Annotated in this window: 28 protein-coding genes and 1 pseudogene; 10 read left to right on the forward strand and 19 right to left on the reverse strand. The window is 66.2% G+C overall.

Annotated features, from left to right (window positions below; genetic code table 11):
* Positions 1–234 precede the first annotated feature (234 nt).
* Both AB0H42_RS16420 and AB0H42_RS16425 read left to right on the forward strand, forming a co-directional pair.
* Positions 235–435, forward strand: coding sequence for a helix-turn-helix domain-containing protein (locus AB0H42_RS16420; RefSeq protein ID WP_357056173.1), 201 nt, complete (start codon positions 235–237; stop codon positions 433–435).
* Positions 432–1502, forward strand: a pseudogene (locus AB0H42_RS16425) (HipA domain-containing protein); the annotation flags it as partial. The gene AB0H42_RS16420 and the pseudogene AB0H42_RS16425, both read left to right, overlap by 4 nt.
* Positions 1503–1637: 135 nt before the next feature.
* Here AB0H42_RS16425 and AB0H42_RS16430 read toward each other — a convergent pair.
* The gene (locus AB0H42_RS16430) at positions 1638–2345 is read right to left on the reverse strand and encodes a hypothetical protein (protein WP_357056525.1); all 708 of its coding nucleotides are present in this window, start codon (positions 2343–2345) and stop codon (positions 1638–1640) included.
* 227 nt (positions 2346–2572) lie between these two features.
* On the opposite strand from AB0H42_RS16430, the gene AB0H42_RS16435 reads away from it, so the two are divergent.
* The 3 genes from AB0H42_RS16435 to AB0H42_RS16445 are packed head-to-tail and all read left to right on the forward strand — an operon-like array spanning position 2573 to position 5756.
* Positions 2573–3496, forward strand: coding sequence for a crotonase/enoyl-CoA hydratase family protein (locus tag AB0H42_RS16435; RefSeq protein WP_357056176.1), 924 nt, complete (start codon positions 2573–2575; stop codon positions 3494–3496).
* Entirely contained in the window at positions 3493–5091 is a 1599-nt protein-coding gene (locus tag AB0H42_RS16440) for an AMP-binding protein (RefSeq protein WP_357056178.1), read from the forward strand. The genes AB0H42_RS16435 and AB0H42_RS16440 overlap by 4 nt, the downstream gene beginning before the upstream one ends.
* On the forward strand, positions 5088–5756 hold the full coding sequence (locus AB0H42_RS16445) for a TetR/AcrR family transcriptional regulator (protein WP_357056181.1): 669 nt from the start codon (positions 5088–5090) through the stop codon (positions 5754–5756). The genes AB0H42_RS16440 and AB0H42_RS16445 overlap by 4 nt, the downstream gene beginning before the upstream one ends.
* A gap of 3 nt (positions 5757–5759) precedes the next feature.
* On the opposite strand, the gene AB0H42_RS16450 is transcribed toward AB0H42_RS16445, so the two are convergent.
* From AB0H42_RS16450 to AB0H42_RS16475, 6 genes are all read right to left on the reverse strand, one after another.
* Positions 5760–7004, reverse strand: coding sequence for a cytochrome P450 (locus tag AB0H42_RS16450; protein WP_357056184.1), 1245 nt, complete (start codon positions 7002–7004; stop codon positions 5760–5762).
* 198 nt (positions 7005–7202) lie between these two features.
* Complete coding sequence (locus tag AB0H42_RS16455; protein WP_357056187.1) at positions 7203–8081, reverse strand: VOC family protein; 879 nt, start codon at positions 8079–8081, stop codon at positions 7203–7205.
* Between the two features lie 345 nt (positions 8082–8426).
* Positions 8427–9914, reverse strand: coding sequence for a rifampin monooxygenase (gene rox / locus AB0H42_RS16460; RefSeq protein ID WP_357056190.1), 1488 nt, complete (start codon positions 9912–9914; stop codon positions 8427–8429).
* Between the two features lie 568 nt (positions 9915–10482).
* Positions 10483–10992: an anthrone oxygenase family protein gene (locus AB0H42_RS16465; RefSeq protein WP_357056193.1), complete on the reverse strand. Its 510-nt coding sequence runs from the start codon at positions 10990–10992 to the stop codon at positions 10483–10485.
* Between the two features lie 566 nt (positions 10993–11558).
* Complete coding sequence (locus AB0H42_RS16470; protein WP_357056196.1) at positions 11559–11759, reverse strand: DUF397 domain-containing protein; 201 nt, start codon at positions 11757–11759, stop codon at positions 11559–11561.
* Positions 11756–12652 (reverse strand): helix-turn-helix transcriptional regulator, encoded by an 897-nt coding sequence (locus AB0H42_RS16475; RefSeq protein ID WP_357056198.1) that lies wholly within the window; start codon positions 12650–12652, stop codon positions 11756–11758. Before AB0H42_RS16475 ends, AB0H42_RS16470 begins: the two co-directional genes overlap by 4 nt.
* Positions 12653–12943: 291 nt before the next feature.
* On the opposite strand from AB0H42_RS16475, the gene AB0H42_RS16480 reads away from it, so the two are divergent.
* Complete coding sequence (locus tag AB0H42_RS16480) at positions 12944–13132, forward strand: hypothetical protein (protein ID WP_357056201.1); 189 nt, start codon at positions 12944–12946, stop codon at positions 13130–13132.
* A 449-nt stretch (positions 13133–13581) separates the two neighbouring features.
* Here AB0H42_RS16480 and AB0H42_RS16485 read toward each other — a convergent pair whose 3' ends face one another.
* The 8 genes from AB0H42_RS16485 to AB0H42_RS16520 all read right to left on the reverse strand — a co-directional run bounded on the left by AB0H42_RS16485 (position 13582) and on the right by AB0H42_RS16520 (position 20017).
* Positions 13582–14343 carry an ESX secretion-associated protein EspG gene (locus AB0H42_RS16485; RefSeq protein ID WP_357056204.1) on the reverse strand — a complete coding sequence of 254 codons (762 nt, stop codon included), beginning with the start codon at positions 14341–14343 and terminating at the stop codon, positions 13582–13584.
* A gap of 84 nt (positions 14344–14427) precedes the next feature.
* Positions 14428–15600 (reverse strand): hypothetical protein, encoded by a 1173-nt coding sequence (locus tag AB0H42_RS16490; RefSeq protein WP_357056207.1) that lies wholly within the window; start codon positions 15598–15600, stop codon positions 14428–14430.
* A 54-nt stretch (positions 15601–15654) separates the two neighbouring features.
* A complete protein-coding gene (locus AB0H42_RS16495; protein ID WP_357056210.1) occupies positions 15655–15894 on the reverse strand; it encodes a hypothetical protein in 240 nt (79 codons plus the stop codon).
* Positions 15895–16194: 300 nt separating this feature from the next.
* Complete coding sequence (locus AB0H42_RS16500; protein ID WP_357056213.1) at positions 16195–16764, reverse strand: DUF3558 domain-containing protein; 570 nt, start codon at positions 16762–16764, stop codon at positions 16195–16197.
* Positions 16765–16927: 163 nt separating this feature from the next.
* Entirely contained in the window at positions 16928–17443 is a 516-nt protein-coding gene (locus tag AB0H42_RS16505) for a DUF3558 family protein (RefSeq protein ID WP_357056216.1), read from the reverse strand.
* Between the two features lie 11 nt (positions 17444–17454).
* Positions 17455–17904: a hypothetical protein gene (locus tag AB0H42_RS16510; protein WP_357056219.1), complete on the reverse strand. Its 450-nt coding sequence runs from the start codon at positions 17902–17904 to the stop codon at positions 17455–17457.
* 42 nt (positions 17905–17946) lie between these two features.
* Positions 17947–19188 carry a hypothetical protein gene (locus AB0H42_RS16515; protein WP_357056222.1) on the reverse strand — a complete coding sequence of 414 codons (1242 nt, stop codon included), beginning with the start codon at positions 19186–19188 and terminating at the stop codon, positions 17947–17949.
* A gap of 19 nt (positions 19189–19207) precedes the next feature.
* On the reverse strand, positions 19208–20017 hold the full coding sequence (locus AB0H42_RS16520) for a hypothetical protein (protein WP_357056225.1): 810 nt from the start codon (positions 20015–20017) through the stop codon (positions 19208–19210).
* 295 nt (positions 20018–20312) lie between these two features.
* On the opposite strand from AB0H42_RS16520, the gene AB0H42_RS16525 reads away from it, so the two are divergent.
* The 4 genes from AB0H42_RS16525 (at position 20313) to AB0H42_RS16540 (ending at position 22036) form a co-directional block, all read left to right on the forward strand.
* Positions 20313–20966 (forward strand): Uma2 family endonuclease, encoded by a 654-nt coding sequence (locus AB0H42_RS16525; protein WP_357056228.1) that lies wholly within the window; start codon positions 20313–20315, stop codon positions 20964–20966.
* Between the two features lie 78 nt (positions 20967–21044).
* On the forward strand, positions 21045–21176 hold the full coding sequence (locus AB0H42_RS16530) for a hypothetical protein (protein ID WP_357056231.1): 132 nt from the start codon (positions 21045–21047) through the stop codon (positions 21174–21176).
* 168 nt (positions 21177–21344) lie between these two features.
* Positions 21345–21644, forward strand: a complete 300-nt coding sequence (locus tag AB0H42_RS16535; RefSeq protein ID WP_357056234.1) for a hypothetical protein — start codon at positions 21345–21347, stop codon at positions 21642–21644.
* Positions 21644–22036, forward strand: coding sequence for a type II toxin-antitoxin system VapC family toxin (locus AB0H42_RS16540; protein ID WP_357056237.1), 393 nt, complete (start codon positions 21644–21646; stop codon positions 22034–22036). The genes AB0H42_RS16535 and AB0H42_RS16540 overlap by 1 nt, the downstream gene beginning before the upstream one ends.
* A 61-nt stretch (positions 22037–22097) precedes the next feature.
* On the opposite strand, the gene AB0H42_RS16545 is transcribed toward AB0H42_RS16540, so the two are convergent.
* From AB0H42_RS16545 to AB0H42_RS16560, 4 genes are all read right to left on the reverse strand, one after another.
* Positions 22098–23147: a CoA transferase gene (locus tag AB0H42_RS16545; RefSeq protein WP_357056240.1), complete on the reverse strand. Its 1050-nt coding sequence runs from the start codon at positions 23145–23147 to the stop codon at positions 22098–22100.
* A gap of 200 nt (positions 23148–23347) precedes the next feature.
* Positions 23348–24304, reverse strand: coding sequence for an LLM class F420-dependent oxidoreductase (locus AB0H42_RS16550; RefSeq protein WP_357056243.1), 957 nt, complete (start codon positions 24302–24304; stop codon positions 23348–23350).
* An 86-nt stretch (positions 24305–24390) separates the two neighbouring features.
* On the reverse strand, positions 24391–24798 hold the full coding sequence (locus AB0H42_RS16555; protein ID WP_357056246.1) for a cobalamin-dependent protein: 408 nt from the start codon (positions 24796–24798) through the stop codon (positions 24391–24393).
* The gene (locus AB0H42_RS16560; RefSeq protein ID WP_357056248.1) at positions 24798–26375 is read right to left on the reverse strand and encodes a methylmalonyl-CoA mutase family protein; all 1578 of its coding nucleotides are present in this window, start codon (positions 26373–26375) and stop codon (positions 24798–24800) included. The genes AB0H42_RS16555 and AB0H42_RS16560 overlap by 1 nt, the downstream gene beginning before the upstream one ends.
* Positions 26376–26434 lie beyond the last annotated feature (59 nt).

The raw sequence follows: 26434 nt of genomic DNA on the forward strand, positions 1-26434 counted from the left end.
TCCGGTCCTGTCCGCGATTGCTACCCGAGCTTCGCAACGGCGGCGGGAAGACCGGGCGAGGCGAGAGATCTTCGGCCGCATTTCCGGCAGAATACTGCCGGAAATGCGGTCAGGACGACCCAGGTACGTAACCACAAGCATGAAACGGCAGAATCTTGCCGATTCAAGGTAGCTGCCGTACTCTTTGGACTACTTCTCGAGCTTTCGGCAGCATTCTGCCGGATTGGAGACGGTATGAATCGGGTGCAGCGTATCGGCACCGATATCCGCGCTGCCCGCCGCCGGTACCGACTCACTCAGGAGCAGCTCGCCGATCTCGCCGGAACATCGACCCGCACGGTCCGCGATATCGAGCACGGAACCGGGACCACCGGGATCGGAACGGTTGCCGAGGTCGCAGACGTCCTCGGTCTCACCCTGGAACTCCACGGATGACGGACCTGACCCGCCTCCGCACTGTTCGCGCCGCGGACGTCTACAAGTCCGGCCGACGAGCGGCGGCGATGACGAAGAGCACCGACGGAACAGTCGAGTTCCGCTACCTTCCCGAATATCTGACTGCATCCGATCGACCGATCGCCACCACGCTGCCACTGACCGACGAGCCGATCCGCACTTTCGGAGGAAGCCTGCCGGCCTACTTCGCGGGGTTGCTCCCCGAAGGACACCGGCTGTCGGTACTGCGACGGGCGGTGAAAACCGGCCTCGACGACGAACTCACCCTGCTACTGGCGGTCGGCACCGACGCACCCGGGGACGTGCAGGTGATACCCCATGGAGAACCACTGGTCGAGGTTCCGGCACTCGTCAGCGGCGAGTCCCCTGCCGATCCGGACTTCACGGACCTGGTAGAGAAAGTCGACCCTCATGCGCTGCCGGGTGTGCAGCAGAAGGCCAGTACGTCCATGATCAGCACGCCTCTCGCGGCCGGTTTCGGACGGTTCATCCTGAAACTCTCGCAGGACGGGTTCCCGCATCTGGTGGAGAACGAAGCGCTCCACCTCGAGGCGGCGCGGTTACTCAAGGTTCCCGTCGCCGCCGCGCAGTTGATCACCGACCGGGCGGGCACGCCCGGATTGCTGGTGCGACGGTTCGACCGCGTCGAGCAGGGCGGCGAATGGACTCGGATGGCGTTCGAAGACGCCACACAAGTAATGGGAATCCCGCCTGCGGGGAAGTACGCAGTGGACGCGATCGAGGTCGTCCGGGCACTCGCCGCCGTGGTACACGCACCGCGCGTCGCCGTTCGGAACCTGTACCTGCAATTCTTGTTCGCCTGGCTCACCGGAAACGGGGATCTACACGCCAAGAACCTCGGCGTGCTCGAAGCTCCGGACAAACGATGGGCAATCGCACCGATATACGACATCCCCGGCACACTGATCTATGACGATGATTCGATGGCACTGCCGGTAGGCGGCCGAACCCGCAAACTCAAAGCACGCGACTGGATCGGCTTCGCCGCCGAGATCGGCCTACCCGACCGTGGCGCAGCCGCCGCACTGCGCGCTGCGGAGGCTGTCGACTACGGCCGGCTCCCTTTCACCGGCTCCCCGGTCCGAAAAGTGGAACGCGAACTGGGTTCCGCCGCAGCGAGTTGCAGCGACTGTGACTTCGATTGCGGCCGCTGCAGGCCCTCAGGCGAAACCGCGGAACACACCGTCCGGGTCGGCGGCGTCGGCGAAGTCCTGAAAGTCCATATTGGCGATGGACAGATTGTTTTCGATGCCCCACATCTCCGACGGGACAATTCGGACCGTCCGGCCGCGGTCGTGGCCGGTCTCCTCCGGGCCGGTGTCGACAGCGAGGATCGGGTGTTCGGGGTCGGTGAGGGTGACGGTGTCGGCGAGGAAGGCATAGTAGGTCGGCCGGTCGCCGATCTTGTCGAGCAGTGCCTCGATCGACATGCCCTCGTTCTCCGGATTGTCGATGCAGGTCAGCGTGGCGACGAATTCGGCCTCCTCGCCCGCGCCGGGGGCCATCGCCAATGCGGCCACGACCCGCCACGCCTCGTCGTCACCGAAGTCGGTCCGGATGAACAGCGATACGTCGTCGTCGAGGTGGTCGTCCAGGCTGCGCCCCGTGCCGAGCGCTTGGGTGAGTTCCGCACCGGCCCGCGCGGCCGCATCGGCCGGGATGTCCTCGCGGTCCTGTCCGGCACCGTCCGGCGAAACGATAGAGGCGATAATCCGTTCACAGTCGAGCGGGGACAGTGGGATATCGCTGCGGATCTCGAATGTCCAGGGACCGACCGACTCTCGGTGGGCTACCGGTGTCTGCCTCACCGAGGGTTCCGGCTCGGGTTTGCCGGTATCGGTATGCCACTGGCGCAGGGTGAACGACATTCGGCGATGGTAGAGCACCGGGCCGACACCCGGCGGACGCTCCTGGCGTACCAGCGTTCCCCTTTCCGGATACTGCCTGGGGACCGCATCCCGTCGATATACGGGCCGTAGCAGACGGTGTGCGGAGTGTCCGTAGGTCGGCCCCCGGGACAGGGCATCTTATTGACATCCAATCAGACTGTGAAAGCGTGCTCGGCACCGAACACCGCCAAGATTGGAATACCGAGATGACTTTCGCCGGTAATACCGTCGACTACGCAGTACGCGACCATCGCGCCTACCTCACCCTGAACCGCCCGGAGCGGCTGAACGCGATCACCGGCGAGATGGCCCGCGAGATCGGCGGGGCCGTCGCCGCGGCGAATGCCGACGATTCCGTGCGTGTCATCGTGATCCAGGGCGCCGGGCGCGCCTTCTGCGCGGGCTACGATCTGAAGCTCTACGCCGAAGGCGGCGAGGAACATCAGGGTGCGCTCTGGGATCCGATCAAGGACTTCCGGATGATGAAAGCCAACACCGACCACTTCTTCTCGCTCTGGCGTTCGGCCAAGCCGACCGTCGCCAAGGTGCACGGTTACGCGGTGGCGGGCGGCAGCGATATCGCCCTCTCCTGCGATTTGGTGGTGATGGCCGAGGATGCCCGAATCGGGTACATGCCGGCCCGGGTATGGGGCTGCCCCACGACTGCCATGTGGGTGTATCGCCTGGGCGCCGAACGCGCCAAACGGATGCTGTTCACCGGTGACACCATCGACGGGGTCCGGGCCCGGGAGTGGGGGCTGGTCATCGATGCGGTACCGGCGGCCGAACTCGACACCGCGGTCGAGGGCCTCGTCGACCGGATGGCCGGGGTCCCGACCAACCAGCTGGTCATGCAGAAGATGATGATCAATCAGGCATACGACAACATGGGCCTGCAATCGACCCAGAACCTCGCCGTCCTCTTCGACGGCATCACCCGCCACTCCCCCGAAGGCCGCTGGTTCGTCGACTTCGCCCAGCAACACGGCTTCGATGCCGCCGTCCAGTGGCGTGATACCGGTCGTTTCATCCCCGACGGCGGCGGCGATATCCCGTCCGATGACGAAATCGCGCGCATGAAACGCGAACTCGACGAGAAGGCGACCGCCACGGGCGAGCGCAGCCGATGACCGCGCTCACCCGATCCGTATGGCCGATCGACATCAGCAGTCCCGTGCTCGAGCTCACCGTGGGCGGACTGCTCCAGCAGGCGGCCGCCGAGGCACCGGAACGGCTCGCGCTCGTCTCGGTCGCGCCCGACCGCAACGACCGCACCTGGACCTACGCACAGTTGCTCGATGATGCCGAACGTACGGCAGCCTGGTTGCTCGCCCGTTTCCAGCCGGGCGAACATATAGCGGTATGGGCGCCGAATGTCCCCGAATGGCTCGTACTCCAGTACGGCGCCGCCCTCGGCGGCCTGGTGCTCGTCACGACCAACTCCGCGCTGCGCGGACCCGAACTCGACTACGCGCTCGACAGGTCACGCGCGGCCGGTGTCTTCCACACCGACAGCTTCCGCGGCACCGATATGGCCGTACAGATCCGCACGGTGCTGCCCGCGGTCCGGGAATCCATTGCCTTCGAAGGCTGGCTCGACGAGGTACGCCGCACCGAGAAGCGGGCCCAGTTACCGGTTGTCGATCCGCGGTCGGCCACCCAGATCCAATTCACTTCCGGCACCACCGGCCGGGCGAAGCCGGCGGTACTCGCGCACCGGTCGATGGTGACCAACGCGGCGTTTGTCCGTGACCGCTGCGGCGCCTCTCCGGGAGCGACATTCGCCACCGCGCTGCCGCTGTTCCACACCGCGGGCTGCGGTCTGGCCGCACTGGGTTCGATGTACCAGCGGGCCACGCTCGTTCTCGCCGAGATCTTCGATCCCACCACAATGCTGACGGCGATCCAGGATCATCACGCCGAGATCTACGGTGGCGTGCCCGCGATGTTGCACGCCTTACTCGCGCATCCCGGACTTGCCGATTTCGACCTCGGTGCGCTGCGGGTCGTCATGTCCGGGGGCGATGCCGTCCAGCCTGCCCTGGTCGACGCCTGGGCGAAACTCTGCGGCGCCGCGACCAGCGCGGTCTACGGTCAGACCGAACTCGGGCCGATCGTATGCCAGACGAGTCCGGCCGACAGCCACGAGGACAACCGGTTCACGGCCGGCCGGCCCCTGCCCGGAGTGGAAGTGTCCATCGTCGATCCCGGCACCGGTGCGGTGCAGCCCCTCGGGGTCGAGGGCGAGATCTGCGCCCGCGGGTACCAGCAGATGATCGGGTACCTCGATATGCCCGCCGAGACCACACAGACAATCGATGCCGAGGGCCGGCTGCGCACCGGCGATCTCGGAACGATGGACGCCCGCGGATACATCCGGGTCACCGGACGACTCGAGGATATGATCATCCGCGGCGGGGAGAACATCTATCCACGCGAGATCGAACAAGCTCTGGTCGCGCACCCCGCGATCGCCGACGCGGCTGTGCTCGACCTGCCCGACGAGATCTGGGGCGAAAGTGTGGCCGCCGTGGTCCGGCCGGACCCGGCAGCGCCGGCCCCCACGTCGGCGGAGCTGCACGATTACCTGCGGGAACGGCTCGCTCCGCACAAGACTCCCAAATCCTGGTACGTCGCCGAGAGTTTTCCCGTCAACGCGATGGGCAAACTCCAGAAAATCCGGCTTCGCGACCAGGTCGCCGACGGCCGGCTGGAAGCATTGTGAACTGGAAGCCGGTGCGCGCCGAGGACAGTGGAGGTTCGGAGGAGCGGCCGCCTTCCGCGCCACCGGCGGCGCGCGCGGCGATTCCGACCCGTAAAGAGCAGCATGCGAGAACCCGTGAGGGGCTGCTCGACGCCGCGATCCGATGTCTGGTGGAGTACGGCTACGCCGGGACGACCACTCAGCGGATCCAAGAGGCGGCCGGCGTATCGCGGGGCGCGCTGCTCCATCATTTCCCCTCGAAAGCGGAACTACTGGTCGCCGCGATCCACCACATCGCCGATATCCGCCTGCGTCACCTCGGTGAAGTCGCCGCCGATCTCGGCGACGGCCCCGAGGCCCTGGCACAGCTGGTGCGGGCGATCCGGTCGGCGATGGCCGGACCGCCCTTTCAGGCCGCCCTCGAGCTGTGGGCCGCCTCCCGCACCGATACGCAACTGCGCGCGGCGCTACTCCCGGCGGAGAAACGGCTGGGGTCCGCACTCCGCGTGTTCTTCCGGCAGCATGCGGGCATCGCCGATCCCGAAGCGGCCCGCACCGCCTTCGAATCGCTCATGGCACTCGTGCGCGGACTCGAACTGACCCGCCTCATGCGCGCCGATCCGACCGTGGCAGACCGGATCATCGACGACTGGCTGCACAGCGTGGAGCGACTGCGCGACAGCTGACGGCTATACCGGCCACAGCGGGGGTGACGGGGGAAAGACGACGGGTAGCGCGGTCAACGCGCGATGGAACGCACCGGTCCGCCAGGTCAGCTCGGCGGCCGGCACCGCCAGCCGGATCTCGGGTAGGCCGTCGAGCAACTGGTCGATGGCATCCTGCGCGATCAGATAGGCCAGCGAACTCGCCGGACAGACATGCGGCCCGCCACCGAAGGCCAGATGCGCACGGTTGCCCGCATGCTGGTTCGTCCCGATCACCGGATCGGTGTTACAGGCGGCCATACTGATGACGACGGGCTGATGGGCCGGCAGCCAGACATCGTCGATGAGTATCGGCTGTTTCGGGAACGTGAAACAGAAATTCGCCATCGGCGGATCGTTGAACAGCACTTCGTCCAGAGCGTCCCGGGTGGACAGGCTTCCGTCGAGCGCCCGGCCCCCGAACTGTTCGTCGGTGAGCATCAGCCGCAGCGCATTGACGATCAGATTCTGCAGCGGTTCGATACCGGCCCCGTAGAGCGTGCCCACCTGGTTCGCGAGCTCGGGCTCGGTCAATGCGCTCGAATGCCGCATCATCCGCGTCGTCACATCATCACCGGGCTCGGCGCGTTTGAGTTCGACCAGATCCGCCAGCGATTTCATCAGCATCCGGGCTCCCTCCTCCGCGCCGACGCCCTCGAACATCGCCGCCATGCCTGTCGCGGCCCGCTGCGCGATCTCGGTGGGACAGCCCAGCATCGCGTTCAGCACCGCGAAGGTGAGCGGAAACGCGTACTGCCGGATCAGGTCAGCGGATCCGTCGCCGCAGAAGGAGTTGATCAGTGGCGCAGCTATCCGCTCCACGGTCGCGTGCAGGCCGAACGGGTCGACCTCGGCCAGCCCCGCGACGATCGCCTGCCGGTAACGCGTGTGTGCGTGGCCGTCATTACGCCGTGCGTTCGGCCGCCACTGCATGAGCGGCAGTACCGGGCAGTCCGCGGGGATATCGCGCTGCCATGTCCGCGGATCTGCCGGGAAATGGTCCGGATCGCCGAAAATACGCAGTGCGGTGTAATAGCCGATCACCAGTGTCGCGGGCACCCCCGGAGCCACCTCCACCGGAACCAGCGACCCGTATTGTTCCCGCATCGCGCGATAGGTGCTGTGCGGATCGACCGCGAACTCCGGTGCATACAGCGGGATCCGGGGGCCGTCGGTACCGATCGGTGAGCTGTGCGGGGCTCGGGGCGATAGCTGGTCGGAAGTCGTCACCGGACGAATCCTAGGCACCATACCGGTGCGATATCGGCGAACGGACGCACTCGGGGCCCAGCGGCCGAAGCCGCAATCGACGGCCACGGTGTGCACTCACGGCGGCACGCCGCGTCCGCGCCTGTCGTCGTATGGCGAGCGCCGGGGCAGTCGTACAGGCCGTTCACAATTCACGGTCGCCCCCGGTGGTGTCGGCGATCATCGCGCCGCGCTGAAGAACAGCCCGCTACCGCACGCGTCCCGGCCGGATACGAAAAACCCGATGCCGGTGGCACGCGTCTCGGTGCCCGCTGCCTCGACAAGTGTCCGAGCCCGGCCGATATCGTCGACGACAACGGTCAGCGCCGCCAGATACGACGGCGCCGGCGCGGTCTCACCCGGCAGCACCTCCGGTGCGGCCGACGCGGACACGATCTCGATGCGCGCGCTGCCGCGGGTCAGGACGGTCACCGGGCCCGCGGTCTCCGGCGCGACGCCCAGAACCTGCTGATAACGCCGGAGGACGGCGTCGAATTCGGCATCGGCGGCAACGATTAGCAAGGCGGTCAATCCGAGGGCACCGTTGGGGTGTGCCAGATAACGCGGCTGCAGGACGTATTCCCGGGTGAGGTGCTGGGCGACCCCGATATAGCCCTCGACCGTCGACCGCGGGTCCAAGTGGACCGACCGGGCCCGCAGCACCGCCGGGCCGTCCTCGGTGTCGACCGGACGCTCGAGCTCCAGCACTCCGGAGGTACGCAGCCCGGCCGCGCCCAGTCGCGCGTCGGTGCCCACCGCATCCCCGGTATCGAAGCTGAGAATCCGTAGCCCCCCGTGCTGCTCCACCATCTGCTTGGTATGCCAGGGATCAGGGGCGGAGTCGTCCACGATGCCGAGCAACTCGATATACGAAGCACCGAACAACGCGCACATATTGGCCGTACACCCCGCCGTCAACGGCGCCCCCGGCCACTCGGACAACATATGCCGCGACCGCGGGCTCAGGGTGAACCCGAGCGATCGATACGTCGCCTCCATGGTGTCCAGATCGCGATCGACGATCCCGACGTGGTGAAAACCGTTGATGTCGTGTCCCATGGCGACAATCGTCGATCGCTGCCGGGATACGGCCACGTCATCCGCACGTTTACGCCGCATTCCGACATCGGACGACCCCGCAGTGGCGGATTCGGACCCTGACGGCGGCGGCCCACTACTGCCGGTGGCGGCCGCGGCCGGTCGCGAATTGGTTGTTCGGGCAGAACATCGGTACAGCACAACACGCGACTACGGACAAAGCACTGAAGCGGCCGGAGCCCGCTCGGGAAGTCGTGCCGGTACTGCGCAGAGAATTGGAAGCCCGCCGCGCGCCGGAGCAGCCCCGGCGCCCACCCATCAGGCCTGCGTCGCTCGCCCTCTCCATCGGCTCTTGCACAACACGCCCTACCCCGATCGGCCGGAACTTGCCGGTAGAGGTGACCGCTCCCCGCGATACGGGCCGGCCGCGCCGAACCAGCGCGGCAGGTGCTCGAGCAGATCCTGTTGCTCCTCGCCGACCCATGCGACATGGCCGTCAGGGCGGAGCAGAACAGCGGGGACGTCGAGTTCCACGCTGTTGTCGACGACGTGGTCGATCCGGTCCGTCCACCCGGCGACCGAGAGCCGCCCGGTCCGGTCGAGCAGCAGGCCGCGCCCCGCGTGCATCAACTCGTAGAGGCGGCCGTGCCCCAATCGCACGTCACGCTGGCGGCGGCCGAGCAGATCGTGCCCCGCGCCGAAGTCGTACCGGATACCGATCGCGACGATCTTCTCGATCAGGTAGCGGTTCACCTCCTCGAAGTCCATCAATTCCGACAGCAGCCGGCGCACCGCCCGCGGACCGGGTTCGGTGGACATCAACTCCGCCTGGGCACGAGTATTGTCGAGCACGTCGGCGGCCACGGGCCGCCGTTCGCTCTCATAGCTGTCCAGCAACCCCTCCGGCGCCCAGCCGTTGATCTCGGCCGCAAGCTTCCAGCCGAGGTTGAACGCGTCCTGGATGCCGAGATTGAGCCCCTGGCCGCCCATCGGCGGATGGACGTGCGCTGCATCGCCGGCCAGCAGCACCCGCCCGACCCGATACCGCTCGGCCAACCGGGTGGCGTCGCCGAAACGGGACAGCCACCGCGGCGAATGCACACCGAAATCGGTGCCGGCGAACACCCGCAGCTGCTGCGAGAACTCTTCGAGTGTCGGTGCGACCGAACGGTCCTCTACCACTTCGGCCGCAGGTACGACGACGCGATACACCCCGTCGCCGAGCGGACCCAAGCCGAAACGCAATTGCGTCTTACGAATCTCGGCGACGGTGGTGGTGATCGTGTCCGGGTCCTCGGTCACCTCCATTTCGCCCACCAGCGTGTCGTTGTAGGACGGTTCACCCGGGAAACCGACATCGAGCAGTTTGCGCACCGTACTGCGGCCACCATCGCAACCCACGAGGTACCGCGCACGCAATCGCGTACCGTCGGCCAGTTCGACGTCCACCCCGTGCTCGTCCTGACTCAGCCCGGTCACCTCGCTGCCCCGCCGGATCTCCGCCCCGAGCTCGGCGGCGTGCCCTGCCAGGAGGGGCTCGGTGACGGTCTGCGGAATACCGAGAACGTAGGCATGCGCACTGTCCAGCCCTTCCGGCGCGGGCTTGGCGATACCGGCGAAGAAGCCCCCGAGCGGGTGCTTACGGCCGCGCGCGAGAAACCGCTCCAGCAGGCCACGCTGATCCATCACCTCGATACTGCGCACATGCAGGCCCAGCGAACGCACGAACGCGGGCGGCCGCACCTCCTTCTCCAGTACGAGCACACGGACCCCGTGCAAGCGCAGCTCACCGGCCAGCATCGAACCGGTCGGGCCACCGCCGGCAATGATCACATCGAACACGAGCCACCCCATCCACCGAGAGTTCGGAGTTCTACCAGACGCTCACACGGTCCACACACCGCTACAGCCCCGCGTTTTCGCAGGTCCTGGTCTTCGGCCGGTTATTCTGCGCCATGCCCCGGGCCTTGCCGCAAGTCCCCCTGTGCGATATATGTTGAAAGGGGAAGAGATCTCTGCTCACCGGCCCGATCCAAAAGTTTCGCTGGTAGGAGGGGCTCAGGCAGTCATCCCGATTCGCCCTCACCGGGCCGACGCGCGACCGCACCACGAAGACCATCCCGCCGGACACCGCACGCGAGACAGACCGCCCGGGTGTCTTCGCGGAACACTGCCCGACCCCCGACCCGGCCGGCCGAATCACCCGGCACCTTCACTACCTTGTGGGGCGGCAGGTCCACGAGGCGACCGGACTGCCACCGGTCGGAGACCCGGAAACGCCGGCGAACCTCCTGCACGCCGTCGCCGTCGGTACAGCAGTCGATCCTGCCGGTTTCGACAGCCGCTGCCGCACTACACGTTCGATCGACGTTCCGGTGCTTCCGGATCGACCGAGCAGAACCGGCTTATGGCCCGCGACCGGTCAGCTCGCAGCCTGGGCCTTCCCCCAGACGACCAGCGCCCAGCTCAGGCAAACGAACGCCGCTGTGCTCGTCACCGTGCGCACAATGTTCCAGGCCACCCACCGCGACTCGGCGAACGCCTCCCGTACCGCTGCCGGATCGGCCAGGTCGGCGGGCGCGCCCGCGGCCTTCAACGCGTCATTGAGCGGCAGATGCACGGAAAAGGTGATCACCACCGCCACCAGGTAGAGCACTGCCGCGGCCGCCGCCCAGAACAGCACCGACCGGCTGGCGCCGCCGAGGTTCAGCAGCGCGGCCGCGATCGACAGGATCAGGGCCCCCAGGAAGGTGGCCAGGAACAGCGGGTTGATGATCGCGCGGTCGATCGCCTGGTACGCACCTATGAAGGTGCGGTCGTCGGTCGTCCGCAGGCCGGGCATGATCGCCACCGCGTAGATGCCGAACACTCCCGCCATCAGGCCGGTGGCCACGGTGGCCACGATCAGTACGACGGTCCGGAGTCCGTCCATCTCTTCTCACCTCGTTCGAGTAGTGCCCATTCCCGTTCGAGGCGCGCGGAGGCAGCCCTGAACAGGGCAACGGTACCGGCGGCCGTCCGCACCCACCAGTGCTGAAAACGAGGGCCCTCCCGTAAGGACTTCGCCATCACTCCACCCCCCAGCGGAAGGGCTCGAATCCCGGTAGACGCGCTGCCGAAGGGAAGTCCCCGTGGCGGTACGCCCCCTCGGAATTGTCGACCGCCGGGCCAGGTATCGCCGTACCGGTACCTCTCACCCGGGTAGTCCGACGCAACGGATGGAATGCGTACACCGTGACCGGCCCGACGCCGGGAAAACTCGCCGTCGCCGTGAGCCGGTTCAGGACGAAGCCGTCGTATTCGACGGTCTCCGACAACGGGTAGGCGCTCCGGATCCCCGTGCTGGCCACGGTCCGGCCGCGGTACGGACCATCGCGCCTTGGTCGCGCGGACCCGCCTACCGAGTATCCACTGACCGGCTCGGATACCGGTGGTTGCGACGGGTTGTGCTCTGCCGGGAGGGCATTACGCCACACCACTGTCCGAAGCTCGGCGCACCTACTCGAATCCGCCGGTGCACACCTCAGTGGTGAATGCGTCCCACTCCTCCGGACCGAAAACCAAGGCCGGGCCGGTGGGGTTTTTGGAATCCCGCACACCCACCAGTCCGCTGCGCAGATGAGCTACTTCGACACAGTCATTGCCACTGGCGCTGCGGCTGCTCTTGAACCAAACCGCTCCCGGTAGGTCGTTGCTCATCCGCGATGCTCCTTCGCCGTCACCTCGATGAGGCGCTGTGTCTCCGACTCATCCAATGCTACTTGCAGTATGGAAGCCCGAGCCGCCTGATACTGCTCGACCTCGCTCGGCTTATCCAAGTACAACGACCCGGTGAACCCCTCGACGTACACGACAGGAGGTTCGGTCAGAGCTGGGTTCACGTGATCCGGGAATTCCAGGTAGACGAAGTGCTTCGTGGTCCACCCGAGATGATCTGAAGCATCCAGCGGTACTACTCGTAGCGAAACGCTCGGCAACGCGGTCATCTTCAAGAGATGATCCAACTGCTCCGCCATGGTTTCGGCGCCACCGATCGGGTGCCGAAGTGCGGCCTCGCTCAGCGCGGCCTCGAAGGTGAACTCCGCCGAGCTGTGCAGCCGCGCCTGACGCCGCTGAAGCAAAGTGATCTCCCGGTCGAGTTCGATCGACCTTCCGAGCGGCTTCGCGATCTCCCACATGGCGTATCGGTAGTCGTGAGTTTGAAGCAATCCCGGCAAGGTCGTTGTCTGCCACGTGAAGACTTCACGGGCTGCCTGTTCGAGCCCGAGGAACATCTCCGCTTCGGGGACTACTGCATCGGCAAATGACGACTGCCACCACCCGTCTTTGCGAGATTCCTCAACCAGCCAGAGCAGTTCACGGCGGTCCTCGGCGCTGGCCTCGTACGCATCACACAGCGCGTTGACCACCATTCTCTTAATCTCGCTATTGCGCCCGGACTCCAAACGCCACAGAGTTTGCGCCCCCATCTCGCACCGGCGGGCCGCGTTCGCGCGGCTCAGCCCCGCCTCCTCACGCAGTTCGCGGAGGCGGCGGCCCAGTACCCGGCGGGGCAGGGTCGGTGGGTTCGGGGTGTTCGGTTCGATCGACACAGGTCTCTCCCCTTCGTTAGCGTTACTCGCGGTTATTCCAACCCAAATGGAACATTCGAACAGTTCGGAATTACCAATCCACCCGAAGCAATTCCTTTGTGCGACTGAATCTTACGTAGCGATTCACAATCGGGAAAGGGGATGGTTGACTGAGCACGCGGCCGCAGACGTGGAAAATTCCGTGGCGGAATTCTCCATATCGCCCGCACCGGCTCGGCGGAACCGGATACACCGCGCAGTGTCCACCGGGCCGGCACGAACCAGACCATCCCCGACGTTGCGAGGTGAACCATGCTGTTCGGACTACCGGTGACCGATCACCGGCCCGTACCGGTGATGACCATCGACTACGCACACCAGGTAATGCAGGCCCACATCGAGTGCCCCACGACGGCATGCCCGCTCAAAAGGCAGGCCCGGGCGCGTCTGATCGAGGCCCGCAAAATGGTTCCCGGCAACCAGGAATTCTCGGGCTACTGATCCGTCGACACGAAGGAAATTGCGCTCGTGAAAGAAGAACTACCGCATCGCATTCCCGGTGCGAATTTCATACCGGTAGGTGGAAAATGGAATCCGCCGACCGATATCGCCACTTTGGTGCGAGTATCGAACGCGCTGCGTCGGTGGCCGCCGCAGGAAACCGGGAAGACACGATGAACGGACCTCCGGAGCGTGACGATCCCCCCACACCGTTCGATATGGTCGCCACCCATGCCGGGAGCCTCGGTACCGGCTCGTCCGCGAACCGGGCACACCGGCCGGATGGGCATTGCTGGACGCCGTGGACGGCGAACGCCTCTACGGGGCAGCCACTCTCACCGATATCGCGCGGTATCTCGATGAATAGCGGCGAGTCGGCGGCCCCGCGCTCGGGCACCCGCACGGGTCTCCCGGAGCTGCCGCGAGCGGCCCGGCCACTGGGGGCCGCGCTACCAGATATCCGGTTCATCCTCGCGCAGTCGGCGCAGTGCGCGGTCGATCCAGTCGGCGAACCCGGCTGTGAGGTCGGCAGCACCGGCCGGCCGAACCGTGACGTGTTCGCGCGTCCGTTTCTCCAGGTAGCGGCCGTCGGCGGTGAGGTCGTACCACTGGGTTCGGTACCAGGGTTCGGGGCGATCCAGAATCGACCCGACCCGCAGGGCCGCCATACCGCCACCGTCCGCGGGACGCCGCACGAGACGCCGGTACTGCTCGCCAAGACCGCGCCGCAGGGATCGCTGCTGGTCGCGGCCGGGCGCGAGATCGTCGATATGGAACGTGCCCGCCGGTTCCCGGCCGGGATCGCACGGTGACACCAGGCCGGCGAGGCGTTTCGGCAGCTGTTCGGCGGCGAACAGTTGGGCATGGATCGAACCATCGACACCGTCGACCACCGACTGCGCCAGCACCACCCCGTAGTGGGTCGTACGTGCGCCGACCACCCGGTACTCCCGCGCCCGGCCCTTGGTGGTCGCGGTCGAGGCACCCAGGATCTCGATCCGCAGGTCACCGTCTGCCACGGTGTGCAGGGCTCGCCGGATCAGTTCGCGCTCGTCCCGGTCGTATCGCGCGCGCACGGCCGCCGCGTGGGCCTCGAACGGGTTGCGGGTCTTGTAGCGGCTCAGATAGTGCAGCGGGCGTGGGAACCGGTCGATCCCGTCGCGATACCAGAGTGCGGCGAAATCGTCCGGCTCCCAGATCCATGTGCTCATTGTCGGTGGTGTTTCCTCGATTATGTGACGGCTGCCGGTACCCCGGAGCCGCCGGTCGGTGCACTGGGGTGGGCAGACGATCGATCAGTCGCGTTCCGCCGGTCGCGCAGACGGTATGTCGGCGCCCAGCACCCCGCCAGGAATCGTGGGTGGCAGCTCCCCGAGCAGTTCGTCGGTGTTTTCGGCGTTGACGAGATAGTCCGGAATTTGGTGCTTGTCGTCGTCCGCCGTCTGTTGGCCACGACCGGCCCCCGGCGACATCATTCCCGGCATACCGCTACGTGCTGCGCCGGAACTGGTGGTGCCGGTGGAGGCCACCGCGGGAGTCCCGGTGGTGTTCGGGGTGCCGGGGACACTGCGGCCGGGGTCGCCGGTGGTCACCGGGCTGCCGCTCGGATAGCCCGGGGTGCCCGGGCCGGGTGTGGTCGAGGTGGTACTCGGCACGGTGGTGGTGCTGGGTGTGGTGGATATCGGACTCTCGGTAGTGGACGGTGTCGTCCCCGCGGGCGTCGTACCGGGCTGCTCGGTGTCCGGGTCCTTCGACTCCGTGGTGCCCGGTTGTTCCTCGCCGGGTTCCGTCCCGGGTTCCTCTCCGGTGGGGTTCTCACCCTGCGGTCCGCCGGTGTCCGCGCCGTTGGGGTTGCCGCTCTGGTCGGTGGAGATGCCACCCGGGCCGGGCTGGTCGCTGGTGTCGGTGGGCAAATCGGTGTGCAGGGGCTGGGTCGGGTTCACGGGGACGGGCAGGACCGGGATCTTCGTATCGGCCGCGACGAAACCGGTCACATAGTTGTCGCCCATCACCTGGCGCGCCACTTCCTCCGCGTCGCTGCGATCAGTGTCCTCGTAGAACGGCAGCCACGACCATCCGCTGGGATTCCATGGCGACTTCTCGGCCGGAACATCGGGCAAGTTGTTCTGAGTGCGCATGATCGACACCACCGAGTCGTAGACCTGCACTGCCAGCGCGTTCAGTGCGGGAACCAGATCTTCGGCTCGGGCGGCGTAGTTGTCGATCGCCTGCCGCGACTGTTCGGCCGCCGGCCCCTCCCAGGCCGCCGCGCTGGACCGCCGGATGCGCGCGGCGAACACCTGCACCCCGCTCTCCCACTGCGCGGCGATCTGCGCGTACTGGTCGGACGCTGTCATTCCGTGGTCCCCGGGACTCAACGGTTTGAACGCCTCGTTGATCTGAGTATGGGAGAAACCGTTGGGTTGCTCGGGATCGCCGATCTTCGGGTTCTCGTTCTGAAAAGTCATCGTGCCCCCTGTATCGAACTCACTGGCGTACAGCGCGACCGCACCACGGGTCTCCTACTGGCCCGGGGTTACCGGGAAGGCCGGCGGCAGCGCCAACGGCACGACGGGCGGCGCCCCGGCCATCAACTCGTTGTACCGTGCGGCGAAGTTTTCATCGGTTTCCATGTACTGCTGCGCGATCACCCGGTGCAGTTCCTGAATATCCTCGACGATGCGGTGATGCTGCTCCAGAATCGCAAAGACATCGTTGGAATCGGCCGAACCCTTGGCCTTGGAGCGGAACCGACCGACCATGACCCCGCCGAAGGCAGATTTGAATTCTTCTCTCCGATGTCCCATTTATCCCGGTCCGCGATCTCCTCTGCTATGCGCTGCAGTTCTCGGATAAGGAGCTTGAATCCTTCACAGTCACGCTCTATATACACGAACTCTTCGGCGTTGACTCGGATCGCATCGGGTGACCCAGCACCGAGATTCACCGAAAGCCGACCCTCCCGCACCTCTGTAAGCAGATCCTGCAACGGCCGCGACGAACTATCCTCACTCACAGTAGTGTTCCTCCGCTTCGAACGATTCGGCCTCCGATTTCATAGCTCACGCATCCGGGACGAATGGGACGACCTTTTCCGCCAGACCAAGCGCCAGCTCGCAGGTATCCAGGTGCCCAGTCTTGTCATTCGACGACGGATTACTCATCGACAGTTCGAGGCTTCCAGCCTCCATCGCCACGTAGAACAGGCAGCGTCTGCGGGGCTCGGGATGATCGACGCTGTTCACCGCAAGAGCGGTCCGGCCATCGACGGTGTACTCGCCCTGAACTCTGTAATCCGTGTTGGCCCGAACCATATCCACGGTTAGGTTCGTGGTAGTGATCCCCACCGCATAACTGTCCGGAGCCACGTAGCTGCATCCCCGCCATTTGATCCCCCCCGACCCATCGACATTCGCATCCGTCACCCCCCGCCGCAAATCCTCCGACGCCAGCACTTCCTGCGGAATATCGGTACACGGGTCGAACGACGACGGCGCCTCCGCAGCAATCGGCAACCCGGCCGTCGTGGTCACCGGCGACGCCGTCCCCCCGGTCTCGGAGCCACACCCCGCCACCAGCAGTGCAACCCCCACACCGCACAGAATCCCCCGGACCGACCGAATAGCGGCCATCACAAACCTCCCGACACCGGCATTCCATATCGAACCGGGAACCGGCCGGCCCCCCGCGTCCAGCCGACCCTACCCACCCCGTAACCCCCGCTCAACCTGCGACCGACGTCGCGCTGCGCCGGACCGATCCGGCGCTGAGCAGGACAAGCGGAGCCGCAAACCGTCATTCGGGCAGGTAAGGGCTCAACTCCCCGGCCACCCGCTCCCCTTCCGCACAAATATCGCCACCCGCCGCGCCTCCACCCGGACCGACCGGCAGACGCGACCAGATGAGTGCCATACCCTGCTGGAGTTCCACACCGAAGTAGCAGCGCTCCTTCCGGTCCGGGTCGAGTGCGTCACCGAATTCGAGTGCTGTCCGGTCACCGACAGTGGCGGGCCCGGCCACCTGGTAATCCCGATAGCGCGGATCCTGCTGGAACTCGTCCAGCGAAGTCGGCCCGAAGTACACTGCCGCGTCGTACCACCCGGCGATGGATTTCCAGATACAGCCTTCCCAGCCCGAGAATTCGGTCCCGAAAGGCTCCGTCATCAACGGTTGCGGCGCGATTCCTGCTTCGGTCAGGCCGGCCGCGGGGATATCGCAAGGGTGGGCGACCGACTGCGGTTCGGCCGTGTCACCGGTATCCCCGCATGAGGTAGTCGTCGCCGCGACGACTCCGGCGAGTACTATCTTCACCAGCGTTCTTCTCATCGCAGCCAAGTCCTCTGTTCCGGGTAGTCGTCGAAATCGTCGGGCCAATCACTCGGCCCTACTACGTTGTCGTCACGGCGTGACGTCGGCGGCGGCATCGGTGTCTCCGGTGTGAAAGCCGGCGCATCCCAGGTCCAGATGTAAGAAGGCGAATTCTTCAGTTCCGCCACCTCCGGCGGTACCGGTCGCGCGAACTGTTCGATATCCTGCCAGCGGCATTCGCCCGCCTCGACGCGCGCACTGTAGTGCCGCAACTCCGGCGAGGCATTCGGCATCGCCGCCACCGACGCCATGAGCTCCTCGGTGACCGGGACCGGATCGCTCCACAGGTCCTCGAGGACGGTGCGCTCTACTCGCAAGCTCGCCGTCTCCAGACGTTCCGCCGCGGCGAGGACGCGACGGGCCATGGATTCCACACCGGGATCCAGGTTCGGCTCATCGAACATCTATACCGCCTGGTTCAGCCGCCGAACTCCACCGAACTACCGTCATACCGCGTCCTCCCACGGCGCACGCCCGGAGCCCACCTCATAGGCTTCTTTCGGCCGGTTCAGGGTGTCCTCGGCCTGGGCCACCTTCGCGACATCGTTCACCAGAGCCGCCCGGCGAGCGGCATCGTCGACACGGCTGGTGATCGGCTCGAGCTTCTGGGTGACCCAGTCCTTACCTTTGCCGACCGGGTTACCGAGCCACTCCAGGAATTCCTTGGTGCGATTACGCACATCTTCGATCTCGTTGATGATCGTATTGACGAGATCGACTATGTTCCAGATCTTCCTGGCCATATCGACGATCTCGATGGCCGTACCGATTCCGGGGATCTTCTTGACGAGGGCCTTGAAGATTTGTTTGGTACTGCGGAAGTCGACGAAGGATGTCACGAAGTCGCGGAGTTTCTCGCAGGCCCGGCGGACACCGTCGCGGATCTTGTCCGCGACGATGGTGAGCAGGTCGCAGATGACCCGCCCCACGGGCCCCTCCCACTTCATGGCCGAGATCTGGCTTCCCGCCCACGTCTCGAAGGCGATGGCCGCTCTGCCGTCCCAGTGCGGGCCCACACGGCGCACCGCGTCTTCGAGATTCGCGGCGGAGCTCTCCATCGCATTACCGGCGACCTTGTACGTTTCACCGATCCGGCGGAGCTCATTCCAGTTCGCGGTGATGCGGGAGACGACCATCTCCAGGATGTTCACCTCATTGCCCGCCATCCTGGTGACGTTCTTGACCGCCTCGTTGACATCGCCGACGACGCCGGTGGTCTCCGCGATCAGATCCGCGAGTTCCGGCGGCGCGGCCGAAGGCGGGTCCAGCTTGATCTCATTCGGTTTCGGATATGCGACAGGGTCGGGATAGTCCATGACCAGACCGGTGTTCTCCCGATCGGCGTCGACGGCCACCCCCTGCCCAGTGATCAGGTTCGTGGTGGCCGCGTTGAGCGCCTCGTAGGTTTTCTTGTCTTGGTCGTGATACATCCACGCGGTGCGGTTCAGCTCGTCGCCGCTGTTCGCGGTGGTATTGCCGATACCGGCCATCCGGGTTTCGAACACCCCTGCCGCGTGCGTGAACGGTGCTGTCAGCGGCTCGAGTATGGCCCCGCCGAGTCCCTCTGGGCTGACCACGCAGTGCGCGCCGACGAAATCGGCGATGGCCTTTGCATCGGCGCCGATGACATCCAGCGCGTTTCCCAGCCCCGCGATCTGCGCGGACTCGGCTACCAGTGTTTCCGCCACCTGTCCGACCTTCCTTCCGTTATCGGTTCGTAGTGTGCAGAGAAGTCAGAATCGCTTCGGCATCGCCTTCGCTCAGCACGTCCGGCAGACCGGTGTGACGCTGCAGGAACAGCACCATCACCTCGGCAGAGGCGTACGCGGAAGTGGCCACGACATCGAATTGCGCGGTGCTCGGGTCGCATGAAGACTCGCGAGCGATCCCGGTGACGACCGCCGTGTATCGGATGGCCGGTCGCCCGGAGACTTCGGCCTGCACCGGGCCTCGGATCTCCACGTCGGGCCGAGCGCCCGCGGCGTCGGAGAAGATCGCACCGGCTCGGCCGGCCGCATCGCGCGCCGCGGTGTCGATATCGATGCCGTTGCGACCATGGACACCGACTCTCGCCAGGGCCGACCCTTCGGTCTCCGGACAATAGCCATATCCGTAGTCACTCACGGCACCGTAGGACGCGATCGTCCTATCGCCCTCGGACCAGCTCACGGTCCGGCCGTTCGACGGGCGCCAGCCGTTCGCCGCGGGTACGGAATAGTCGAGCCCGTACCTCGTCGGCACAGTCCTGGGTTGTCCCTCGGCCACCTCGGGTAGCGGCGGCGGAAAGGCCATGGAGGGAAATCCGGGCGGTAGCGGCGGATCCGTTGGTGACTCCACCGGCGCCGGGGGCCGCCACGAGGGAGCAGCCTGCTCCACTTCGGGCGCCTTGTCGGCGTAGGGGTTGCCGACCCACGCGATAACCAGCATCACCGCTGCGGCGACGCCCATCCAGCCGACGACCTTGGCCAGCGGGCCGATCACACCCGATCGAACGAGTGCGGTGAGAAAACTACGCAATTCTCTGTTCCCTACCCCGGTTTATCCGCACCGTGGAAGGCTCTGACTCTGCTTTTCATGCCCGTCCTCGCACAGATTGATCAGCGATCCAGTAGATCAGACGTCGCCGGAAGCGGATCGGTTCCCCTTCTCCGGATTATTCGAGGAGTTGCTCCAGCACATCGCCAGCGCCGACGATCACCGAGCGCGAACTCGGCCTGCGATGCCGCCGTGTTCTCCGAGGTGGGGCGGTGGGCGGCGGTTACTGCGCGCCGGGGGTAGCGCTCACCTACCCCCTTCGCCATAGCATGGGAGCATGTCCTCGACCCGGATCGAGAAGCCCGACCTCCCCGAGTACATGACCTGGGAGGAGCTGGAGCGTCTACCCGATGATGTGGCCGATCAGATCGAACTCTGGGCCGGGCGCGTGGTGTGGCTGCGGCGCGGGCCCGCCGAGCATCAGCGCTTCACCCGCCGCCTGACCAACGCCCTCGAATCGTGTGCGCGCAAGGGTATGGCGGAGAGGCCGGAAACCTGCTGGCAGGTGGATTTCGAAAACAACGTGTTCCTCGGGGAGCAGGGTAAATCGGATTTCCTCACGCCCGATTTCCTCGTGTACCGATGCCTGGAGTCGCCGTACCAGGACATTCGGGCTGCGGATACCCTGCTGGTGGGCGAGGTGCTCTCCCCGTCGAACACCCAATCCGACGTCGAGGCCAAGAAGAGCCGCTACGCGGGCGCCGGGATCCCCTGGTACTGGGAGGTGGCGCTGGCAGCCGACGACAGCACAATCGCCACCATTCGCGCCTACGCACTTCAAACCGGTGCGGCCCAGCTGCCGGATGGGGTTCATCCCCTACACCCCACCAATTACCTGCTGGCGGGGGAATGGACGCCCGCCGATGAGAATGGAGTTCTGATCGACTTCCCGTTCCCCATCCATATCGGCTGGCCCGAACTGGCCTTCTGACCCTCGCGATCTACCTCTATCTGAACTTTTCCACCCAAGCACTGCTCGTTTCAGCATTTCGAATGCCATATTGAGCCGGTGGATACTGACCTCGAGGAATTGATCGCCGACTTCGACGAGCACAACGGACCGGCCGACACCGCCGCAGTGGCCGCCAAACGCGCCGAGCTGACCGACACCGGCGATCCGCAGGCCGGAACAACCGCGTGAGCGGCGCCCTCGTTCTCGACTGTGCGGGTCTCGCCGAAGCGGTGCGACGGAACCGCGAGGTGCACGAATGGCTCACCGCTGCCCGCGGCGCAGATATTTCTGTGATCCATTTCGGCCATGCAACCAGACAGGACAACTTGTGACACATTTTTGTGACACAATCCGGGTATGAGCGCTATTCCGATTCGTGAACTGTCCCATCACACCGCGCGGACACTGGCATTGGTCAAGGCGGGCGAGACAGTCGATATCACCGAACGCGGCAGAATCATCGGCCGGATCGTCCCGGTCGATCCGGTCCACGACGCGCGGGCCCGCATGACTGCCGAAGGCCGGATGCGGCCCGCGTCGCGTGGCCGGTCGGACCTGCTGACCGAGCTTCGGCGCCGCCTTGCCGGAGAACCCGCCGATCTCGAGGGCCGCGGCAGCGCGGCGCTACAGGATCTGCGCGACGGCGAGCGGTACTGATGCTGTATCTCGACACCAGCGCGCTGGTCAAACTGGCCCACCCGGAAGCCGAGACGGATGCACTAGTCCGCTGGCTCGACCAGCAGACCGACAGCCCCTGGGTCGCATCTGCCCTGGTCGAGGTCGAACTGGTCCGCGCGGTAAGGGCTGCCGCACCGACCGACCTGGTCCATGTGCCCGGGGTCCTCGCGCGAGTGGACATGGTGGAAATCGACGGGATAGTCCGCGCGAACGCGGCAGCGGTGGCGCCGACCACGATCCGCAGCTTGGACGCGATCCACCTGGCCACCGCTCTCGAATTCGCCGCTGACCTGACCGCATTGGTCACCTACGACAAACGACTCGGCGAGGCCGCCATCGCAGCAGGATTGACGTGGACGGCTCCGCAGTAAGAGTCCGGCTGCCGATCCACCACCGCACCGAGGTCGGGTCGCCGCGGTACTACGCCGCTGTTCAGTTGTCAGCGGCCGCGTCGTGTTCGCCCAGGCCGGGTGGTGGCCGGTAGTCCGGGGTCCACCCCGCCACATGTATCGACGAGCCGATGAGACGGTGTTCCCCGGCCTCCACGACCATGTCCGGAGTCGCCTCCAGTGCCTCCGGCAGCGTGCGTACCGCCGCGGCGGGGACGCCGAGCGGCCGTAACCGCGCCTCCCAGGACGCCGCGGTATCGGTGGCCAGGACGGCGGTCACCATGCCGAGAACGGATTCCCGGCTGCTCACCCGTTCGGCCATGGTCTCGAAGCCGGCCAGCCCGGCCTCATCCGCGAAGAGCTTCCAGAACCCGTCGTGGGTGATGAACAGCGCGAGGTACCCCTGGGCGGTCGGGAAAAGCTGGGCCGGGACGTAATACGAATGGGCGCCGAAAGGGCGACGCTGGGGTTCCACACCGTTGTCGAGGTAGGCGGCGGCGTGATAGTTCAGCTGGGACAGCATCACATCGCGCAAGGAGACATCGATCTGCCCACCCCGCCCCGACACGATCTGGGCGAGCAACCCCAGCGCGGCGGTCAGGCCGGTGGAATTGTCGGCGGAGGAATACCCGGGCAGCGTGGGCGGTCCGGCGGGATCGCCGGTGAGCGCGGCGACACCGGTGGCCGCCTGGACGACGTAGTCGAATGCGGGATCGTCGCCGTTGTCGAGACCAAAACCGGTGAGTGCAACACAGACGATCCGGTCGTTGTATCGGCGCAGCGCCTCGTAGGTGAGTCCGAGTTTGCGGATGGCGGAGGGTTTCAGGTTCACCAGCAGCGCGTGGGCATCCGCGGCCAGTTCGCCGAGGCGGCGCTGCCCGGCCTCGGCGGTCAGATCCAGGCAGACGCTGCGTTTGCCGCGGTTGAGGCTGGCGAAATAGGAATCACCGACCTTGCGCGAGATATCGCCGCCCGGCGGTTCGAGTTTCACCACGTCGGCGCCCAGGTCGGCGAGCATCATGGTGGCGTAGGGGCCGGCCAGCATGGTCCCCACCTCGAGCACCCGGATACCGGCCAGCGGCCCGGTACTCACAGCAACCCCTTCGAAGCGGATTCATACGGCCTACGGAGACCAGAGCGAATGCGAACCCACCCCATCATCGAAGCTCCCCTGCACTGGGTTCATACGGCCCGCGGAGGCCGCAGCGAAGGCGGAGGTATCGCATCATCGGAGCTCCCTCGGAGTGGGTTCATACGATCCGCGGCGGCCCCGACCAAGGCGGAGGTATCGCATCATCGCAGGTCCTTAGCGATCTCCGCGATCATCTCGCGGGTGCGCCGTTTGGAGGCGATCAGTTCGTCGCGGGTGTCGCCGATGGGGAGCAGGCGGACGGACAGGTCGGTGGCGCCGGCCTCGGCGTAGCGGCGTAGGCCGGCGGCGATGGCGTCCTCGTCGCCGGCGAGGCAGATATCGCCGATATCGCGGGCGTCGCCCTGTTCCAGCAGGCGCTGGTAGTTCGGGGAGACCTCGGCTTCACCCAGGATGCGGTTGGCGCGCTCGCGAGCAGTGGCGATATCGCCGGACGCGCACAGGCAGATAGGTAGTCCGGCAACAATTCTCGGTGCGCCGCGGCCTGCGTCGGCGGCGGCTTTGGTGATGCGGGGGGCGATATGGTCGGCGATGGCGCGTTCGTCGGCCATCCACAGGATGGTTCCGTCGGCGTGTTCGCCCGCGATGCGCAGCATGACCGGGCCCAGCGCCGCGACCAGGACCGGCAGGGGCGCCACCGGGCCGAGGTCGAGGGGGTTGTGCACGGTGAAGCTGCCGTTGGACACCTCGATGGTGCCGGGGCCGGTCAGGGCGGGGTTCAGGACCTCGAGGTAGTCGCGGGTGTAGGCGGCCGGTTTCTCGTACGGCAGGCCGAGCATGTCCTGCACGATCCAGTGGTGCGACGGCCCCACCCCGAGGGCGAGCCGGCCGCCGGCGACCGCGTGCGCGGACAGGGCTTGGCGGGCCAGGGCGATGGGGTGCTGGGCCTGGAGCGGGACCACCGCGGTGCCGAGTTCGATCCGTTCGGTCACCGCGCCGAGTAGGGCCACGGTGACCAGTGCGTCGAAATCGGTGGGGATCTGGGGAATCCAAGCGGTGTCCATACCGGCCGCTTCGGCCCATTCGATGTCGTCGATCATCCGGGCGGCCTTGCGCGCGGTGTCGCCGCGCTCGGGTCCGATCATCACGCCGATCCGCACGATTCCTCCACTCTCATGATTCGGGTGGAGCCGCCGCCCACCGTCACGGCGGCGGCTCCGGGCCCGGACGACGCGGCGTCCGGGGGTCAGGTCGGGGGCGGCGCCGGTGTCCCGGTGAGCGCACGCATCTCGGTGACCAGTACGTCCAGCGGGGTACCGGTCGGGAAAACCGCCGCGGCGCCGGCGGCCCGCAATTTCGCTATATCGCCCTGCGGGATGGTGCCGCCGACCACGACCGCGATATCGGCGGCGTCGGCCGCGCGCAAGGCGTCGACCACGCGCTGGGTCAGGGCGACGTGCGCGCCGGACAGGATGCTCAGGCCCACCACTGCCACGTCCTCCTGGACGGCGATGGACACGATGTCCTCGATACGCTGCCGAATCCCGGTGTAGACCACCTCGAATCCGGCGTCGCGCAGGGTGCGGGCGACGATCTTGGCGCCGCGATCGTGGCCGTCGAGACCGGGTTTGGCGACCAGTACCCGCGCGGTCATCAGAACACCACCGGCTGCTGGAATTCGCCCCAGACCGATTTCAGGGCGGCGGTCATCTCACCCACGGTGCAGTAGGCGTTCGCGCAGTCGATCAAGCGGTGCATGAGGTTGTCGTCTCCTTCGGCGCCCCGCGACAGCGCTGCCAGGGTCTCGCGGACGGCGGCGGTGTCGCGTTCGGCCTTCACCTTGGCCAGCCGTTTCAACTGGGTTTCGCGGCCGTCGGAATCCAGTTCGTAGGTGGAGATCTCGGGGGCCGGTTCGTCGGAGACGAACTTGTTCACCCCGACCACCGGTTTGGCGCCGGATTCGATCTCCTGGTGCAGCTTGTAGGCTTCGTCGGCGATCAGACCCTGTAGATAACCGTCCTCGATGGCCCGGACCATCCCGCCGCGGTTCTCCAGGTCGGCCATGATCTCCTGGATCGCCGCTTCCGTCTTATCGGTGAGCGCTTCCACGAAATACGAGCCGCCGAGCGGATCGGCCACCCGGGTCACCCCGGTCTCGTAGGCGAGGATCTGTTGGGTGCGCAGCGCCATGGTCGCCGATTCCTCGCTGGGCAGTGCGAACGGTTCGTCCCAGGCCGCGGTGAACATCGACTGCACACCGCCGAGCACCGCCGCCATCGCCTCGTAGGCGATCCGGACGAGATTGTTCTGCGCTTGCGGCGCATAGAGGGATGCGCCGCCGGCCACACAGCCGAAACGGAACATCGAGGCCTTGTCCGAGGTGGCACCGTAGCGTTCGCGCACGATGGTCGCCCAGCGGCGGCGCCCGGCCCGGTATTTGGCGATCTCCTCGAAGAAATCGCCGTGGGTGTAGAAGAAGAACGAGATCTGCGGGGCGAACTTCTCGATACTCATCCGGCCGCGTTCGACGACGGTATCGCAGTAGGTCACCCCGTCGGCCAGCGTGAAGGCCATCTCCTGGACCGCGGTCGCCCCGGCATCACGGAAATGCGCGCCGGCCACCGAGATCGCGTTGAACCGCGGGACCTCGGCGGCGCAGAACTCGATGGTGTCGGCGATGAGCCGCAGCGAGGGTTGCGGGGGCCAGATCCAGGTGCCGCGTGAAGCGTATTCCTTCAGGATGTCGTTCTGGATGGTGCCGGTGAGCTTCTCCCGGGGGACGCCTTTCTTCTCCGCCGCGGCGACGTAGAAAGCGAGCAGGATCGCGGCCGTGCCGTTGATGGTGAAACTGGTGCTGATCTTGTCCAGCGGGATGCCGTCGAACAGGATCTCGGCGTCGGCGAGGGTGTCGACCGCGACACCGACCCGGCCGACCTCCTCCCCCACTTCGGGATCGTCGGAGTCGTAACCGCATTGCGTCGGCAGGTCCAGCGCGACCGACAGGCCGGTGCCGCCCTGGTCCAGCAGGTAGCGATAGCGCCGGTTGGACTCTTCGGCCGTGCCGAATCCCGAGTACTGCCGGAAGGTCCACAGCCGGCCCCGGTATCCGGTGGCGTAGTTGCCCCGGGTGAACGGAAACGCGCCGGGCGCGGGCGGTTCGGTATGCCGGTCGGCCGGTCCGTAGACCGGATCGAGCGGGATACCCGAGGAGGTATGGACTGCGTCGTTCATCGTTGAATACGATACTTGCAGAAAATGAGAATGCCAATACCGCTTCACGCGAACGCATA

This window comes from Nocardia sp. NPDC050799, assembly GCF_040654015.1.
Taxonomy (GTDB): Bacteria; Actinomycetota; Actinomycetes; order Mycobacteriales; family Mycobacteriaceae; genus Nocardia.